We start from the raw sequence: 13,833 nt of genomic DNA, 5'->3' as shown, positions 1-13,833 counted from the left end.
GGCGGACCGGGACCTTCGGCGATCCCGGGCTGATTCCGCTCAGTAATCACCGGGTGTCGTCACTCACCGTACGAGACGGGACAACCTTCGGTCAGCCAGCGGCTTCCCGCCGGTCTGGCAGGTGGGGCAGTACTGCAGGCTCGAATCGGCGAACGACACCTCGCGCACCGTGTCGCCACACACCGGACAGGGCAGGCCCTTACGGGCGTGCACCTTGAGGCCCGAGCGCTTCTCGCCCTTCAGCTCCGCCGCCCGCTGCCCCATCGACCGGCGTACCGCGTCGCCGAGGACGGTCCGGGTGGCCGCGTGCAGACCGGCGAGCTGGTCGTCGGTGAGCCGGTCGGTGATCGCGAACGGCGACAGCCGCGCCGCGTGCAGGATCTCGTCGGAGTACGCGTTGCCCACCCCGGCGAGCACCGACTGGTCGGTCAGCACGCCCTTCACCTGGCCCCGGCGGCTGCGCAGCCGCTCGGCGAAGGTCGGCAGGTCCGCCTCCAGCGCGTCCGGCCCCAGCTTCGCCACGCCCGGCACCAGCGCCGGGTCGTTGACCAGATAGGCGGCCAGCTTCTTCTGGGTGCCCGCCTCGGTCAGGTCGAAGCCGGACCCGTCGCCGAGGCGTACCCGCACCGCGATCGGGCCCTTGCCGGGCCGCAGCGGCGTCGCCGAGGGGAACGCCTCCCGGTAGTGCAGCCAGCCCGCCCGGGCCAGGTGGACCACCAGGTGCAGTCCCTCGTCGAACCGGACATCGAGGAACTTGCCGTACCGGCCGGCGCCGGTGACCGTGCGGCCGGCGACAGTGCTCGGCGGCGGGTCGTACGTCTTCAGCGCGCTGATCGCGGCGACCTCGAACCGCTCGACGCGGCGGCCCACCGCACGCTCGCGCAGGTAACCGGCGAGCGCTTCCACCTCCGGAAGTTCGGGCACGGTACAACGGTAGCCTTCTTTCCCGTGAGCGCGAGGAATGAGCTTGCGAGTCCCGCAGTCGCGAACGAAAGGCGAGCTCTGTGAGAATCGTGGTGGCGCACAACCGGTACCGGGAAGCCCAGCCCTCCGGCGAGAACACCATCGTCGACGCGGAGATCGCCCAGCTCACCGCCGCCGGCGTGGAGGTGCTGCCGTTCCTGCGCAGCTCGGATGAGATCCCGTCGATGTCCAAGCCGGCCAAGGCGCTGCTGCCGATCTCGCCGATCTGGGCACCGAAGGCCCAGCACGACCTGGACCGTCTGCTCACCGAGCACCGGCCGGACGTGCTGCACCTGCACAACCCGTACCCCCTGCTCTCGCCCTGGGTGGTGCGGACCGCGCACAAGCGCGGGGTGCCGGTGGTGCAGACAGTGCACAACTACCGGCAGGTCTGTTCCTCCGGTCTCTACTTCCGCGACGGCGTGATCTGCCAGGACTGCCGGGGCCGGGCGCTGGGCGTGCCGGCGATCGTGCACCGCTGCTACCGCAACTCGCGGGCGCAGAGCGCGCTGATGGCCACCACGCTCGCCGTGCACCGGCCGACCTGGAAGTCGGTGGACCGGTACATCGCGCTCACCACGGCTGTGGCTGATCACCTGCGCGACTACGGCATCCCGGACGAGCGGATCGTGGTCAAGCCGAACGCGGTGCCCGACCCGGGCTCCCCGGCGCCGGCCGGGAACGGCTTCCTCTTCATGGGGCGGCTCAGCCCCGAGAAGGGCCTGGATCTGCTGCTCGCCGCCTGGCGGCGGCATCCGGTGGGCGCGCTCGGCCCGCTGCGCATCGCCGGCGACGGCGAGCTGCGCCCGCTCGCCGAGGCGGCCGCCGCCGAGCGGCCCGACGTGCTCTACCTGGGCCAGCTCGACCGCTCCGGGGTACGCGCGGCGCTGGCCGACAGCTCCGTGGTACTGGCCACCTCCACCTGGCACGACGTGCTGCCCACCGTGATCATCGAGGCGCTGGCGGCCGGACGGCCGGTGCTCGGCACCGCGCTGGGTGGCATCCCGTACCTGGTGGGCGCGGACAGCCCGCGCGAGCCCGCAGGTACCGGCCCGGCCGAGGTGGCCACCGCGGCGCCGGGTGACGGGAGGGTTCCGCTGCCGGTCGGGGTGCAGCGCGGCGAGGCCGGCTGGGTGGTGGCGCCGGAGGCCGACGCGCTGGCGGCGGCACTGCCACTGGCCGCTGCCGAGGCGACCACCCTGGCCCCAGCGGCCCGCAGCCGCTACGAGCGCACGTTCCACCCCGACGTGATCACCAAGCGTCTGATCGACGTGTACGCCGGCCTGGCCGCCCCCGGAGGCCGTCCCGCGCGCTGAGCCCAGGTGTGCTGGGCCCAGGTGTTAGGAAGGGCCCCTTTTTATGCACGAGGCGTTAAGAAGGGGCCCTTCCTTACCGCAGGGAGGCGCGGGCGGAGAACGCGATGCTCGCCAGCAGGAAGCCGCCGTTGACGATCGTGAACGCGACCATCACCCAGAACGCCAGCGCGGGCGCGAAAGCCAGCACCAGACCGGCCACGAAGATCACCGCGCCGTAGTCGCGGACCAGCTTGACCAGGCGTACCGGCAGCGAGGTCGAGGTGACCATGCTCGCCGCGTTCGGCCCGGACTGCATCACCGAGGTCACCAGGTTGACCATCCAGGTGCCCGCGAACACCGCCACCAGCCAGACGGGCGTGGACGAGCGCTGCGCCACGGCTGTCGCGCCGATGGCCGCGACGAGCGCGATCTGGGCGGCCACGTCGCAGAGCACGTCGATCCGGGCGCCGGCCGCGCTGCCCTGACCGGTCACCCGGGCGAGCTGCCCGTCGGCGCAGTCCAGCGCGTACGCGATCTGCCACGCGACCAGCGCGGCCAGCCCGACCGCCCAGGCCGGTACGGTGCCCGCGGCCACGTCGTCGGCGAGCGCCACCACAGTCACCGAGGCGGCCAGTCCCAGCACCAGGTTGGTGAGCGTCAGCGCGGTCGGGCGCAGCCCCAACCGCTGGGCGGCCAGCGCGAACGCCGCCCCGATCCACTGGCTGATGGACTCGCTGAACAGACCGCCTCCCCGGTTGACCCGGTGGAAGTCGGCGACTGTGGGACGGGGCTCAGCCAATGTGGTCGCGGAGGGCACCGGCGTAGTCTGCCAGCCGCTCCCGCGTCTCGGTAGCGGACATCGCGAGGTGTTCGAGGATGGTGTAGCGGTCCGGCCGGGTGGCCGGCGCGAACTGCACCGCCTCCACGAACTGGTCGTCGGTCAGCTCGACCTCGGCGGGCAGCCGGGGCAGCCCGTGCCGGGTCAGGCAGGCCGCCATCTCGGCGAACCGGCGCTCGTCGCCGCGCAGGAACGTGCAGAACAGCGCGCCGAGCCCGGCCAGCTCGCCGTGCGAGGCGGTGCCGGGGAACAGCGCGTCGATCGCGTGCATGATCTCGTGGCAGCCGCCGCTGCACGGCCGGCTGGTGCCCTCGATCGCCATCGCCAGGCCACTGGAGATCAGCGCGTCGGCGAGCACCGTGACGAAGCCGTCGTCGCTCATGTCGCCCGGGTGGTTGAGCACCGCCTCGGCACCGGCGCGCGACAGCGAGGCGGCCAGCCCGTCGACCGGCTCGCCGCGTACCCGCCGGGCCAGTTCCCAGTCGGCGAGCGCGCTGATGTTGCTGATCACGTCGCCGATACCGGCCCGGTTGTGCCGCTCCGGCCCGGCCTCCACGAAGTCCAGGTCGACGATCACCGCGATCGGGATGTGCACGCCGTAGGAGCCCTTCAGGCCCTCGGTGATCAGGCTGGCCACCGGGGAGGCGATGCCGTCGTTGGCGAGGCTCGTCGCCACCGAGACCATCGGCAGGCCACGGCGGGTCGCGGCGTACTTGGCCACGTCGATCGTCTTGCCGCCGCCGATGCCGACCACCGCGTCGTACGACCGGCTGCGCAGCTTCGCTCCCAGGTCGTCGGCGGCGTCCAGCGTGCCCCCGGCGACGGTGAACACGTCCGCCGAGCGCAGCGACGGCCGGAGCAGCTCGGCGATCCGTTCGCCCTGCCCCGGCCCGACCACCACGGCGACGTCGCCACCGGCCGAGATCCGGCCGTCGGACAGGATCGCCGCCAGGTCGGCCACCGCGCCCCGCCGCACGTCGATGTGCAGCGGGGCGAGGACGCTGCGGGCTAGTAGCGGCACGCGATCTCCCGCGCCCGGGCCAGATCGGCATGGTTGTCGACCTCGACCCAGGAGACGTCACCGATCGGGGCCGCCCGCACCTCGCCGCCGCGCTCGGCGAACTCCTGGTAGCCGTCCTCGTAGTAGAGGTTCGGGTCGCGCCGCCAGGTCGCCTCCAGCGCGTCCGCGAGCGGCTCGGCCACCTGCGGCTCGATCAGCGTCGCGCCGATGTACTCGCCGTACGCCTCGCCCGGGTCCATCATCTTGGTGATCCGGGTGAGCTGGCCGGCCGCGTCGAAGGTCGTCTTCATCTCCTCCTCGGCCAACGGCTTGAGCGTGTCCACGGCGAGCAGGATGCCCGGACCGCGCTCGGCCAGCAGCGTCTTCTCCACGCTCACCGGGTGCACGGTGTCGCCGTTGACGAGCAGCACTCCCCGGGAGAAGTGCTCCCGCGCCAGCCAGAGCGAGTACGCGTTGTTCCACTCCTCGGCCTTGTCGTTGTGCACCAGGTTGAGCGTGACGCCGTACTTCTCCTCCAGGGCGGCCTGGCGCTGCCGCACCGCGTCGGCCGCGTAGCCGACCACGATCACGACCTCGTTCAGCCCCACCTCGGCGAGGTTGCGCAGCGCGATGTCGAGGATGGTGGTCTCCCCGTCGACCGGCACCAGGGCCTTGGGCAGGGTGTCGGTGTACGGCCGCAGCCGGCGCCCCGCTCCCGCGGCGAGCACCATCCCGATCATGCCGACACGCTCCTCTTCTCGACCCGATTCCACCCGGCGAGGATATCGTCGGGCGCCGACCGGCAGTGGTTCAGCCCGTCAGCCCGATCGAGCGCAGCGCCGCGAAGCCGTCCTCGGCGATCCGCCGGATCAGCCCGTCGTTGACGTCCCGGTGCTCGTCGAGCAGCGCGACGTCCGACTCCGCCAGCCAGCGGAACTCGGTGTGCTTGCCGGCTTCCAGCCGGGGCCGGCTCAGGTCGCCGTCCACCCGGACCAGGAAGTCGGTCTCCACCCGGGTCAGCCCGTCGTCGGCGGTGTAGCGGTATTCGCCGACCAGGCCGAGCACGTGCGACACGGACCAGCCGGTCTCCTCAGTGACCTCCCGGCGCAGCGCGTCGTCGATCTCCTCACCCGGTTCGAGGTGGCCGCCGACGATGTCCCAGCAGTTCGGGAAGAGGCGTCGGTCGGGGGATCGGCGTTGGATGAAGATGCGGCCGTCGTCGTCGACGATCAGCGCGCCGGCACAGCGCAGGGGCTCTCGGGGCACCCTCCGACAGTAGCCATCCGCACCGTTTCCGGCGATGCCCGTCCTTGTCCCGGTGCGTATCGAGGGCCCACCATGTCCGTACTCAGTCGCCGTCCCACAGGAGTGATGTGTGATGCAGGTACGGGAAGCGATGTCCAGCGAGATACTCGTGGTCGGGCCGGAGCACACGCTCCGGCAGGCGGCCCGGATGATGTCGGCCCGCGGTGTCGGGTCGGCGGTCGTGATCGACCCGGACTCCGAGGGGGTCGGGATCATGACCGAACGCGACGTGCTGAAGGCGATCGGCGCCGGGCTCGATCCGGATGTCGAACGCACCGGCGCGCACCTGACCTGGGACGTCGTCTACGCCGGCCCGGACTGGACGATCGAGGAGGCCGCCGCGGCGATGGCCCGGGGCGGATTCCGGCACCTGGTCGTGCTCGACGGGCGTGAGGTGGCTGGAGTGATCTCGGTACGGGATCTGATGCGGGTCTGGGCGGGGCGGCAGGCGCCGACCCGGAGCTGAACCCGGCCGGCGCGACGGGCGCCGGAACGGGCGATGGCCCGGCCGATACCGGCCGGGCCATCGTCTTATCTGTTCCGTTTCGGTCGTGCCCGCCCGTCAGGGGCCGACGAAGACCGAGGTGCCGCGCCAGTCGACGTCGTCGACGCTCGGGCCGCTGCGCACCGTCGCGGTACCGGTCGGCACACCGTCGGACCACGCCATCGAGGCGAGGTTGCCGGTGCTCCGGGAGACGACGTAGAGCGTGTCGCCGTCCAGGAACAGGCCGCCCGCGTCGGCGAAGCCGGTGGTGCCGGTGACCGTGTTGCGCTCGGCGCCGACGGTGCCGGTGTCCGGCGCGAACCCGCGCCAGAAGAGCGTGCTCTGACCGGCCAGCGAGTAGTAGATCCGGCCGCTCTTGTAGAACATCGCTGTCACGTTCGGCAGTTCGGCGGAGAAGTTGCCGTTCATGCCGGCGTAGGTGGAGCCCTCCGGCGCGGAGCCGGTGACGACCAGGTCCCACTTGGCGTCGTGGTACGGGTCCAGCTTCTTCGGGGTGCCGAACTCGGTGCCGTCGAACGAGCGCTTGTAGAGGTCGCCGCCGACGCCGTAGAACAGGTCGCCGCCGACCCAGAACGCGCCCTTGACGGTCGACCAGCCGGTGTTGTCGCCGTTCGGCACCGACATCGCGTTGCCGACCGACGACGCGCCGTCGTACGTCCGCTTGGTGATGCTGTCCACGGTGGTGGACGGCGGCACCGGCGGCAGCTTGACGATCTCGATGGCCTGCACCAGCGGGTTCTCCAGGACGCGACCGAAGTCGATGTCGATGTTGCCGTCACTGGTGACCGGGAACGCCCGCATGGTGCCCCGGTTGGTGGCGCCGATCGCCGTGATCGGGTCGAAGTTGCTGAGCTTGACCACGCCGTCGATGCTGACGTTGAACTTGCGCTTGCCGGCGGTGGCGGTGCCGGCGTAGCGGTTGGCCAGGTAGAGCCGCACCTGCACCGGTGTGCCGGCCGGAACCGGGAAGTCCCACTGCATGTCCGGCGCGGTCGACTCGTCCCACCGCTCCGAGTTGAACAGCTCGACCGGCGTGCCGGACGGCACGGTGGCGTCGAGCGCGGCGTTGGTGGTGTAGCTGGTCACCTGGCTGCCGGTGTTGTGGTAAGTGCTCGGCGCGGTGGCGGTGTCCGCGGCCCAGGCCGGGCCACTGGGCGCGGCCATCTGGTCACCGCCGGCGTTGACCCGGTAGAGCACGTCCGAGGCGTCCGGCGTGGGCGCGGTCTTGACGATCTCGATGCCGTGGAGCAGCGGGTTCTGGACCACCCGGCCGAAGTCGATGTCGACCACGCCGTCGCTGACCAGGGAGATCGACTGCATGGTGCCGCGGTCGGTGCCACCGGCGGCGACGACCGGGTCGAAGTCGTTCAGCTTGAGCACGCCGTCGACGCTGACGTCGAACTTGCGGTTGCCCGGCTTGCTCGTGCCGGACCAGCGGTTGGCCATGTAGATCCGGACGTCGATCCGGGTGCCGGCCGCGACCGGGATGTCCCACTGCATGTCCGGCGCGGTCGACTCGTCCCACCGCTCCGAGTTGAACAGCGTGGCCGGCGTGCTCGCCGGCACTGTGGCGTCGAAGGCCGCGTTCGTCGTGTACGTCGTCACGCTGTTGCCGGTGTTGTGGTACGGGCTCGGCGTGGCCTCGCTGTCGGCGGCCCAGTCCGGCCCGCCGTCGGTGGCCGGGATGGCCGGACCACCGGCGTTGACCCGGTAGAGCACCTCGGTCTGCGCCGCGCGACCGGCCTGGTAGACGTTGCCCGGCAGGCCCTTGGTGCTGGTCGAGTGCGGGGCGTTGCCGCCGGCCAGCGGGAAGAAGGCGAGCCGCTTGCGCTGGTAGTCGAAGTCGCCGATGTACTCCTGGTCGCTGCCCAGCCAGAGCCCTTCCGGGGTCACCAGCATCTCGGTGACGCCGTAGCCCCGCGGGTGGCGGCCCGGGTTCCAGGACAGCGGCAGGCCGCTGACCGGGTCGAGGGCGGCGATGCTGGCACGCGGCACCGCACCCGGTCCGGCCTTGTCCCGGGCGAGCGGGTTGTTCGACCAGCGGAAGTGGCCGCCGACGTAGATGGCCTTCTCGCTGATGCCGACGGAGAGGAAGGTGTCGCCGCCGCTGAAGTTCGTCCAGGTCGGCTTCTGGCCGGCGCCGGTGGCGTCGGTCTCCCAGCGGGCCGCGGAGTCGCAGAGCGTGCCGGGGTAGGACGCGCCGGTGGTGACCACGACGAAGTACTTGCTGTCCGGGGAGAACTGCACATCGCGTACCCACGAGTCGAACGCGGAGTACTTGCAGGCCGCGGAGTAGCCGTCGGTGTTCCAGTCGGCGACGGTGGCCGAGTTGGCGCCCAGGTTGATCCGCACGATCTGGTCGTGCACGACGTCGTCGGCCTTCTTGAAGTTGCCGATGACCACGAGGTGCTTGCCGTCCGGCGAGACGGTGAACTTCTCCACGCCGACACCGGCCGAGGCCCCGTTGTTCGTCGGGGTCCAGTTGTGGTGCTCGGTCAGCGACACGGTCAGGTAGTCGTCGACCGCGCCGGTGGTCGGGTTCAGCGAGGCCAGCCCATTGCGGTTGGTCGTCGCGGTGACGGTGGTGAAGATGCCACCGACGATCAGGTGGCCGTCGACGAGCGCGATGTCGTTGATCGTGCCGTTGAACGCCGGGCCCTTGAACCCCTCGACGGGGGTGCCGTCGGCGACGTTCAGCAACGCCAGCTTCCGGAAGTTCTTGTCGCCGATCTTGTTGAACTTGCCGGCGACGTAGACCGTCCCGGGGGTCGGGCCGGCGATGATCGCGGTGACGTCGTTGTCCAGCACCGGCGCGAACGCATTGTCGATCTTGCCGGTGGCCTTGTCGAAGGCGAGCAGCGCGCGGCGGTCGACCGGGGTGGGTGACGAACCCCGGTTCTGCGCGTTGGTGAACGAGCCGCCGACGATCACCTTGCTGCCGGCGTCGTGGATGGCCACCACGTTGCCGTCGTTGATGTTCGGCGTCTTGTCCGAGGGCACCTCGCCGACCATCGTGCTGTGGTCGGGCGCGGGCGCGGTGGCCGGCGCGGCGAGCGCCGGCACCGGTGTGAACAGGGTGGCGATGCCGAGTACGGCAGCGCCGAAGGCGGACACCGAGCGGTGTCTCAGGATCGAGGAAGCCACAGGCTACTCCGGGGGGAATACGTCGGAGGCGCTGCGATCGTGGCCGGTGCCGACTTGAGGCGGGGCGTCACTCGACCGACCGCAGACGTGAGAGCAATACCTTCTCGCATTCGCCGGTCGCGCGTCCACCCGGGATCGGCCTTTTTGGCCGAGGAAACGGCCCGGGTCACACGAAAAGACGAGCGACGATCACTCGCCGGACACGGAGGGTTGCCCTGAGGAGACGCTCAGGTCGGGTATCGGCGGCTGGAAGTACGGATCCGTCGCCATTTCCCGGAAGACCTTCTCGCTCTCCGGGTCGTCGCCGAACGTGCTGTCGTAAATCGGCTTCTGCGTCTGCCGCGCCGCGAAGTAGACCGCCGCCTTGATCTGCGGGTGCTTCTTCAGGTACGGCCCGACCTCGCGCATCCAGTCGGCCCGCTGGCCCGGACGCCCGTCCTGGGTCAGGCCGTACTCGCCGATGATGACCGGCCGCGGGTGCTTCTTGGCGAACGCCATGAAGTGGTCCATGCGGTTGGAGAAGCTGTTCCACTCCGGGCTGGGATAGACGTCGGCGCAGAGCCAGTCGACCTGGTCGTCACCGGGGTAGTAGGCGGCGGCCCGTCGCTGCGGCTCGGCGAAGCCGTCCGCGTGCGGGCACCACACCCAGGCCGCGTTGGTGACGCCCATCTCCGTGAAGATGCCGCGGACGTGCTTCCAGGCGGCGACGTAGTCCTCCGGCGAGTGCATGCTCGCGGCCAGGTTCGGCCGGTCCATCTCCCACCGGTAGCGCAGCAGCACCGGAACGCCGAACTCCTTGACGTCCCGCGCGCGTTCCCGGATAAGCGTGTCGTAGGTGCCACTGACCGTCGAGCGGGTGTCGGTGCCCTGCCAGGAGATCATCTGCAGCTTGCCCCGGGCCTGGAACGCCCGCTCGCTGGCGCCCGGGAACGGCTCGTTCCACTCGTGGAACATGTGCGCGATGGCGAGCGTGCCGCCGGCGGCCCGGTTGAACTCGTCGAACGCGGCGGCCCGCCCGGTGGCGGTGTGGTACTGCGGCTTGACCCAGGTGCCGAGCCAGGCCCCCTGCTCCGGCGGCTCCGGCCCCCGTCCGGTGGTGCGGACCGGCGCGGTCCGCGGCGTCACAGTCGGTGGGGGCGGCGCCGCGCTGGTCCCCTCGCCGGACCGATCGGAGCCGATCTCGCAGGCCGTCACCGCCGGCGCCAGTAAGGCCAGGCCCAGCACGGCAGCCATCGTCAGTCGTAACCGTCGTACCACCGCAACCTCTCCCCAGGACGGTCGCCGGCACGGTGTGGCCCTGACGGATCCGCGTCAGCGGAGAGGCACGCCGGGCCGGGCGGGCGACCCCTGGCACTCTACCCGGGGAGGCGCGCTCAGGCGGGGTAACCGAGCTCGGTCAGCAGCGGGCCGGCCTGGTCCAGCACGTCGGTCAGATCCTTTTCGGTCAGTCGCTGCCGCCAGCGTCCCACCGAGCCCGGCCGGGCCTTGGCGAAGCGGGCGTGCAACGCCGCCCGGCCGGCCGGGTCGCGTACCTCCAGGAAGTCGGCGACCACCTCGGCGGCCTCCGCCGGCCGGGTGACGACGTCCTCGTAGCGCAGGTGCCGGACCCGGTCCGCTGGCAGTTCGGCGAGCTGGGACAGCGCGCTGCCGGTGAAGCGCCGCCACATCCAGGCCGACCGGCCCAGGTCGGAGACCCGGCTGAACTCCTCGCGTCGCTCCGGCTCCACCCAGAACCTCGGCGCGGCGCCCCACGGCGTACCGCCCCGGCCGCTGCGGCCGCTGCCCGTGGACGCGGCGTTCAGCCAGGGCTGCTCGGCGTGCGACACCGCCACGTCCCGGCCGTCGCGGTAGACGTGCAGGAAGACCGCGTCCGGGAAGACCTCGGTCAGGAACGGCACGATGAAGCAGTTCTCCGGGTCCTTCTCGGCGAAGCGCAACCCGCCGTGCCCGGACGCGGCGAGCAGCGCGCCGTAGTAGCCGCGGAAATAGCGGGCGGCCCGCTGCGGCGTCCAGCTTCCCTCGTAGACACAGCGGGCGACCGCCTTGGTCAGCCGCGGCTCGAAGTGGTACGACACGTCCGGCAGCGCGCCGACGCAACTGCCCAGGAACGTGGTGCCGGAACGCGGGGCGCCCAGGATGAAGATCGGGCGCTCCACCTTCAGCGTCAGGCGGCGACTGCCCGCCTCCACCGGCCGGTCCAGCTCGCGGCGTTCCTTGCGGTCCGCCAGCAGGCCGACCGCGGCGAGCTTCGCAGCCTTCACTGTGGACAGGCCGGCGTGCGGGGCGAGGGGGGAGTCGCTGGTCATCGAAGGTCCCATCGGTGCGCAGGATCGGTCAGGACTGGGCGGCCGGGTCCGACCCGGCGCGGTTGCGGCCGCGGCGCAGGGCCCGCAGCGCGTCGAGGTTCAGGGTGCGCCGCCAGCGCCAGACACCCGCCACGTACGCGGCCAGGCCGACGGCGGTCACCAGCGCGAGCACCGGCGTCGTGGCGTCGAGCAGGCTCGCCGCGCCGAGCGGCAGACCCAGCGCGACGACGGCGAGCGCCATCGCGGTACGGGTGCCGGCGCCGAACGGGTGCAGTCGCATCGACCACCAGAGCTGGGTCAGCGGCACCAGGTTGGTGACCAGGATCGAGACGATCCAGGCCAGGGCCGCGCCGAGGATGCCGAACCGCGGGATGAGCAGCAGGTTGCCGACCACGTTGAGCACGGTGCCGGTCATCGCGTTGTAGAACGTCCACGCGGTGCGCCCGGCCATGTTGAGCACCATGTCGACCATGCCGCATCCGGTGGCCAGCAGCATGGTCAGCGCCAGCAGCACCACGACCCGGCGGCCGTCGGCGTAGTCGCCTCCGAACAGCGCCAGCATCGGCGTGGCGAAGGCCGCGAAGATCAGGTACGCGGGCCAGGAGAGGATCACCAGCCAGCCGGTGGCGACCTGGTAGAGCTGGCCCGCCTCGGCCCGGTCGTTGCGGGCGAACGCGGCGGCCAGCCGGTGCTGCACCGAGCTGGACAGCGCGACGCTGGAGAGCTGGCCCAGCGCCAGGAACCGGGTCGCCGCCGTGTAGATGGCCGCCTCGGCCGGCCCACGCAGCGCGCTGAGCAGCACGATGTCCAGTCGCTGCACCACGATCGCGGCCAGGCTGCTGACCGCGCGGGGTCCGGTGAAACGCCAGAACGGCCCGGCCAGCTCACGCGCCGGCACCGGCCGGGTCACCTGGCGACCGGCCCGGCCGACGAGCCGGCTCAACCAGAACAGCGCGACCACAGCGGCGAGCAGGTACGGCACCACCCAGGCCAGCGGCAGCGCCACGGTGGCGGACATGCCGAGCCAGGCGGCCACCGCCACGGCCAGGAACTGCACGAGCGTGCGGCCGAGCCGCTCCACTGTGAGCAGCGGGCGCATCTGGCCGAAGCCCCGGCAGGCGGCGAGCGCGTAGTCGTTGAGCGCGGCCAGCGGCACGAACGCCAGCAGGATGCGCAGCGCGGTCACCGCCTCCGGGCCGGCCTCCGGCATGGTGGCGCGGGCCAGCGCCGGCGCGGCCACCCAGCCGGCGAGGCCGAGCAGCGCGCCGACCGCGAGCACCGGCAGCAACCCGACCAGGATCGTGCCGCGGATCTGGTCGCGGCGGTCGAGCGTGCGCTGGCGGCTGACGAAGTAGACAGTGCCGACGTCGGTGCCGAGCCGGGCCGCCGACGCGGCGATCATGAACGCGCTGGTAGCCGCGAAGAACATGCCGGCCTCGCGGACCGACCAGCCCCGGGCGATGACGATGTTGAGCCCGAAGCCCGCCACCGCGGCCAGGCCGACACCGACCAGGTTCGCGAAGCCCTGCCGGGCCGCGCCGCCGAGCCCCGCGCCCGGTCCGGGCGGTGGAGCGGTGAGCGTCGGGGTGCCGCCGGCGTCCGGCCGGGTCACCGCCGCCACGACGGCACGCGTCCCCACCACGCCGCCAGCCGCTCGTCGTACGGGGCGAAGTGGTCCTCCAGCCGGGCCCGCAGCTCCGCCGACATGGGCGAACGGGACCGCGAGTTGTGCTTGCCGAACGCGATGTCCGCCCAGCGGGGCAGCCCGAGGAAGTCGCAGACCGCGTCGAAGGACGGGCGCGGGTCGGCGAAGAAGTCGTCGCTGTCGATGACGTGCATCCGCTCCCGGCCGACGAGCGCCTCCAGCCGCTCCAGCTGCTCGATGTAGCGGCCCCGGGCCAGGTACGCGTTGTGCTGCAGGTGCTCGCTCCCGTACGCGGCCGAGCGGATCATCCGCTCCCGCTCGCCCGCGGTCCGCTGCTCCTCCAGGGCCAGCGCCCGCTCGAAGTCCGACTCGGTCTCGTAGCCGCGGGCCAGCTCGTGCGAGTGCGCCGAGTAGGCGCGCTCCACCGGGTCACGCAGCAGCACCAGCAGCTTCACCGAGGGCAGGTCCTTGGCGATCCGCTGCCCGGCCAGCGGGTGGAACATGTAGTACGGGCTGGACTCGCCGGTGATCCCGCGTGCCCCGATCTGGGCCTTCACCGCTTCGGCCTTGGCCGTGGTGGGGAAGTGCCCGAGGTACCAGTTCATCCCCCGGTGGTAGTCCATGTCGAAGTAGTGCACGCCCTTGTGGTACGCGGGCGGCAGCACGCCGGGGTGCTGCGAAAGCGTCTTGAACAGCGAGGTGGTGCCGCAGCGCTGCGCCCCCACGATCAGGAATCCCGGCACCATCCGCGAGCCGGCGGTCAAGCGACCGACCGTCCGACTCACCGACTTCACCGCGCGGAGCGCCTGCTCCCTGGCCACCGTCACGTCCC

Annotated in this window: 12 protein-coding genes; 2 read left to right on the top strand and 10 right to left on the bottom strand. The window is 71.7% G+C overall.

The annotated features are described in order from the left end of the window. Positions 1-63 precede the first annotated feature (63 nt). A complete protein-coding gene (locus FHU28_RS02245) occupies positions 64-924 on the bottom strand; it encodes an Fpg/Nei family DNA glycosylase (protein ID WP_184680378.1) in 861 nt (286 codons plus the stop codon). Between the two features lie 80 nt (positions 925-1,004). Between FHU28_RS02245 and FHU28_RS02240 the strand changes: the two genes are divergently transcribed. Continuing rightward, a complete protein-coding gene (locus tag FHU28_RS02240) occupies positions 1,005-2,279 on the top strand; it encodes a glycosyltransferase (RefSeq protein ID WP_184680376.1) in 1,275 nt (424 codons plus the stop codon). 73 nt (positions 2,280-2,352) lie between these two features. Here the strand turns inward: FHU28_RS02240 and FHU28_RS02235 are convergent, their stop codons facing one another. The 4 genes from FHU28_RS02235 to FHU28_RS02220 form a co-directional block, all read right to left on the bottom strand. Beyond that, positions 2,353-3,075, bottom strand: coding sequence for a CDP-alcohol phosphatidyltransferase family protein (locus FHU28_RS02235; RefSeq protein WP_184680373.1), 723 nt, complete (start codon positions 3,073-3,075; stop codon positions 2,353-2,355). Then, positions 3,050-4,117, bottom strand: a complete 1,068-nt coding sequence (locus FHU28_RS02230; protein WP_184680370.1) for an iron-containing alcohol dehydrogenase family protein — start codon at positions 4,115-4,117, stop codon at positions 3,050-3,052. Before FHU28_RS02230 ends, FHU28_RS02235 begins: the two co-directional genes overlap by 26 nt. Continuing rightward, positions 4,105-4,836 (bottom strand): phosphocholine cytidylyltransferase family protein, encoded by a 732-nt coding sequence (locus FHU28_RS02225; RefSeq protein WP_184689136.1) that lies wholly within the window; start codon positions 4,834-4,836, stop codon positions 4,105-4,107. Before FHU28_RS02225 ends, FHU28_RS02230 begins: the two co-directional genes overlap by 13 nt. A 70-nt stretch (positions 4,837-4,906) precedes the next feature. Beyond that, positions 4,907-5,362: an NUDIX domain-containing protein gene (locus tag FHU28_RS02220; RefSeq protein WP_225980582.1), complete on the bottom strand. Its 456-nt coding sequence runs from the start codon at positions 5,360-5,362 to the stop codon at positions 4,907-4,909. A gap of 112 nt (positions 5,363-5,474) precedes the next feature. Between FHU28_RS02220 and FHU28_RS02215 the strand changes: the two genes are divergently transcribed. Further along, entirely contained in the window at positions 5,475-5,867 is a 393-nt protein-coding gene (locus FHU28_RS02215; protein WP_116512005.1) for a CBS domain-containing protein, read from the top strand. 96 nt (positions 5,868-5,963) lie between these two features. Here FHU28_RS02215 and FHU28_RS02210 read toward each other — a convergent pair whose 3' ends face one another. The 5 genes from FHU28_RS02210 to FHU28_RS02190 all read right to left on the bottom strand — a co-directional run bounded on the left by FHU28_RS02210 (position 5,964) and on the right by FHU28_RS02190 (position 13,828). Then, positions 5,964-9,020, bottom strand: a complete 3,057-nt coding sequence (locus FHU28_RS02210) for a malectin domain-containing carbohydrate-binding protein (protein WP_425803424.1) — start codon at positions 9,018-9,020, stop codon at positions 5,964-5,966. A 219-nt stretch (positions 9,021-9,239) separates the two neighbouring features. Then, positions 9,240-10,283, bottom strand: coding sequence for a glycoside hydrolase family 26 protein (locus tag FHU28_RS02205; protein ID WP_184680365.1), 1,044 nt, complete (start codon positions 10,281-10,283; stop codon positions 9,240-9,242). A 140-nt stretch (positions 10,284-10,423) separates the two neighbouring features. Further along, positions 10,424-11,356 carry a sulfotransferase family protein gene (locus FHU28_RS02200; protein WP_184680363.1) on the bottom strand — a complete coding sequence of 311 codons (933 nt, stop codon included), beginning with the start codon at positions 11,354-11,356 and terminating at the stop codon, positions 10,424-10,426. A gap of 28 nt (positions 11,357-11,384) precedes the next feature. Continuing rightward, positions 11,385-12,998, bottom strand: a complete 1,614-nt coding sequence (locus tag FHU28_RS02195; protein ID WP_184680361.1) for an oligosaccharide flippase family protein — start codon at positions 12,996-12,998, stop codon at positions 11,385-11,387. Beyond that, a complete protein-coding gene (locus FHU28_RS02190) occupies positions 12,965-13,828 on the bottom strand; it encodes a sulfotransferase family protein (protein ID WP_184680359.1) in 864 nt (287 codons plus the stop codon). Before FHU28_RS02190 ends, FHU28_RS02195 begins: the two co-directional genes overlap by 34 nt. Between the last annotated feature and the right edge of the window lie 5 nt (positions 13,829-13,833).

The organism is Micromonospora echinospora (assembly GCF_014203425.1).
GTDB lineage: Bacteria > Actinomycetota > Actinomycetes > Mycobacteriales > Micromonosporaceae > Micromonospora > Micromonospora echinospora_A.
The sequence above is the reverse complement of the archived record's forward strand: the minus strand, read 5'-3'. Positions and strand labels throughout refer to the sequence as shown.

Excerpts from the sequence above, each read along its gene's own strand:
- FHU28_RS02225 (WP_184689136.1), bottom strand. The coding sequence starts at position 4,836 with ATGATCGGGATGGTGCTCGCCGCGGGAGCGGGGCGCCGGCTGCGGCCG.
- FHU28_RS02215 (WP_116512005.1), top strand. The coding sequence starts at position 5,475 with ATGCAGGTACGGGAAGCGATGTCCAGCGAGATACTCGTGGTCGGGCCG.
- FHU28_RS02205 (WP_184680365.1), bottom strand. The coding sequence starts at position 10,283 with ATGGCTGCCGTGCTGGGCCTGGCCTTACTGGCGCCGGCGGTGACGGCC.
- FHU28_RS02200 (WP_184680363.1), bottom strand. The coding sequence starts at position 11,356 with ATGACCAGCGACTCCCCCCTCGCCCCGCACGCCGGCCTGTCCACAGTG.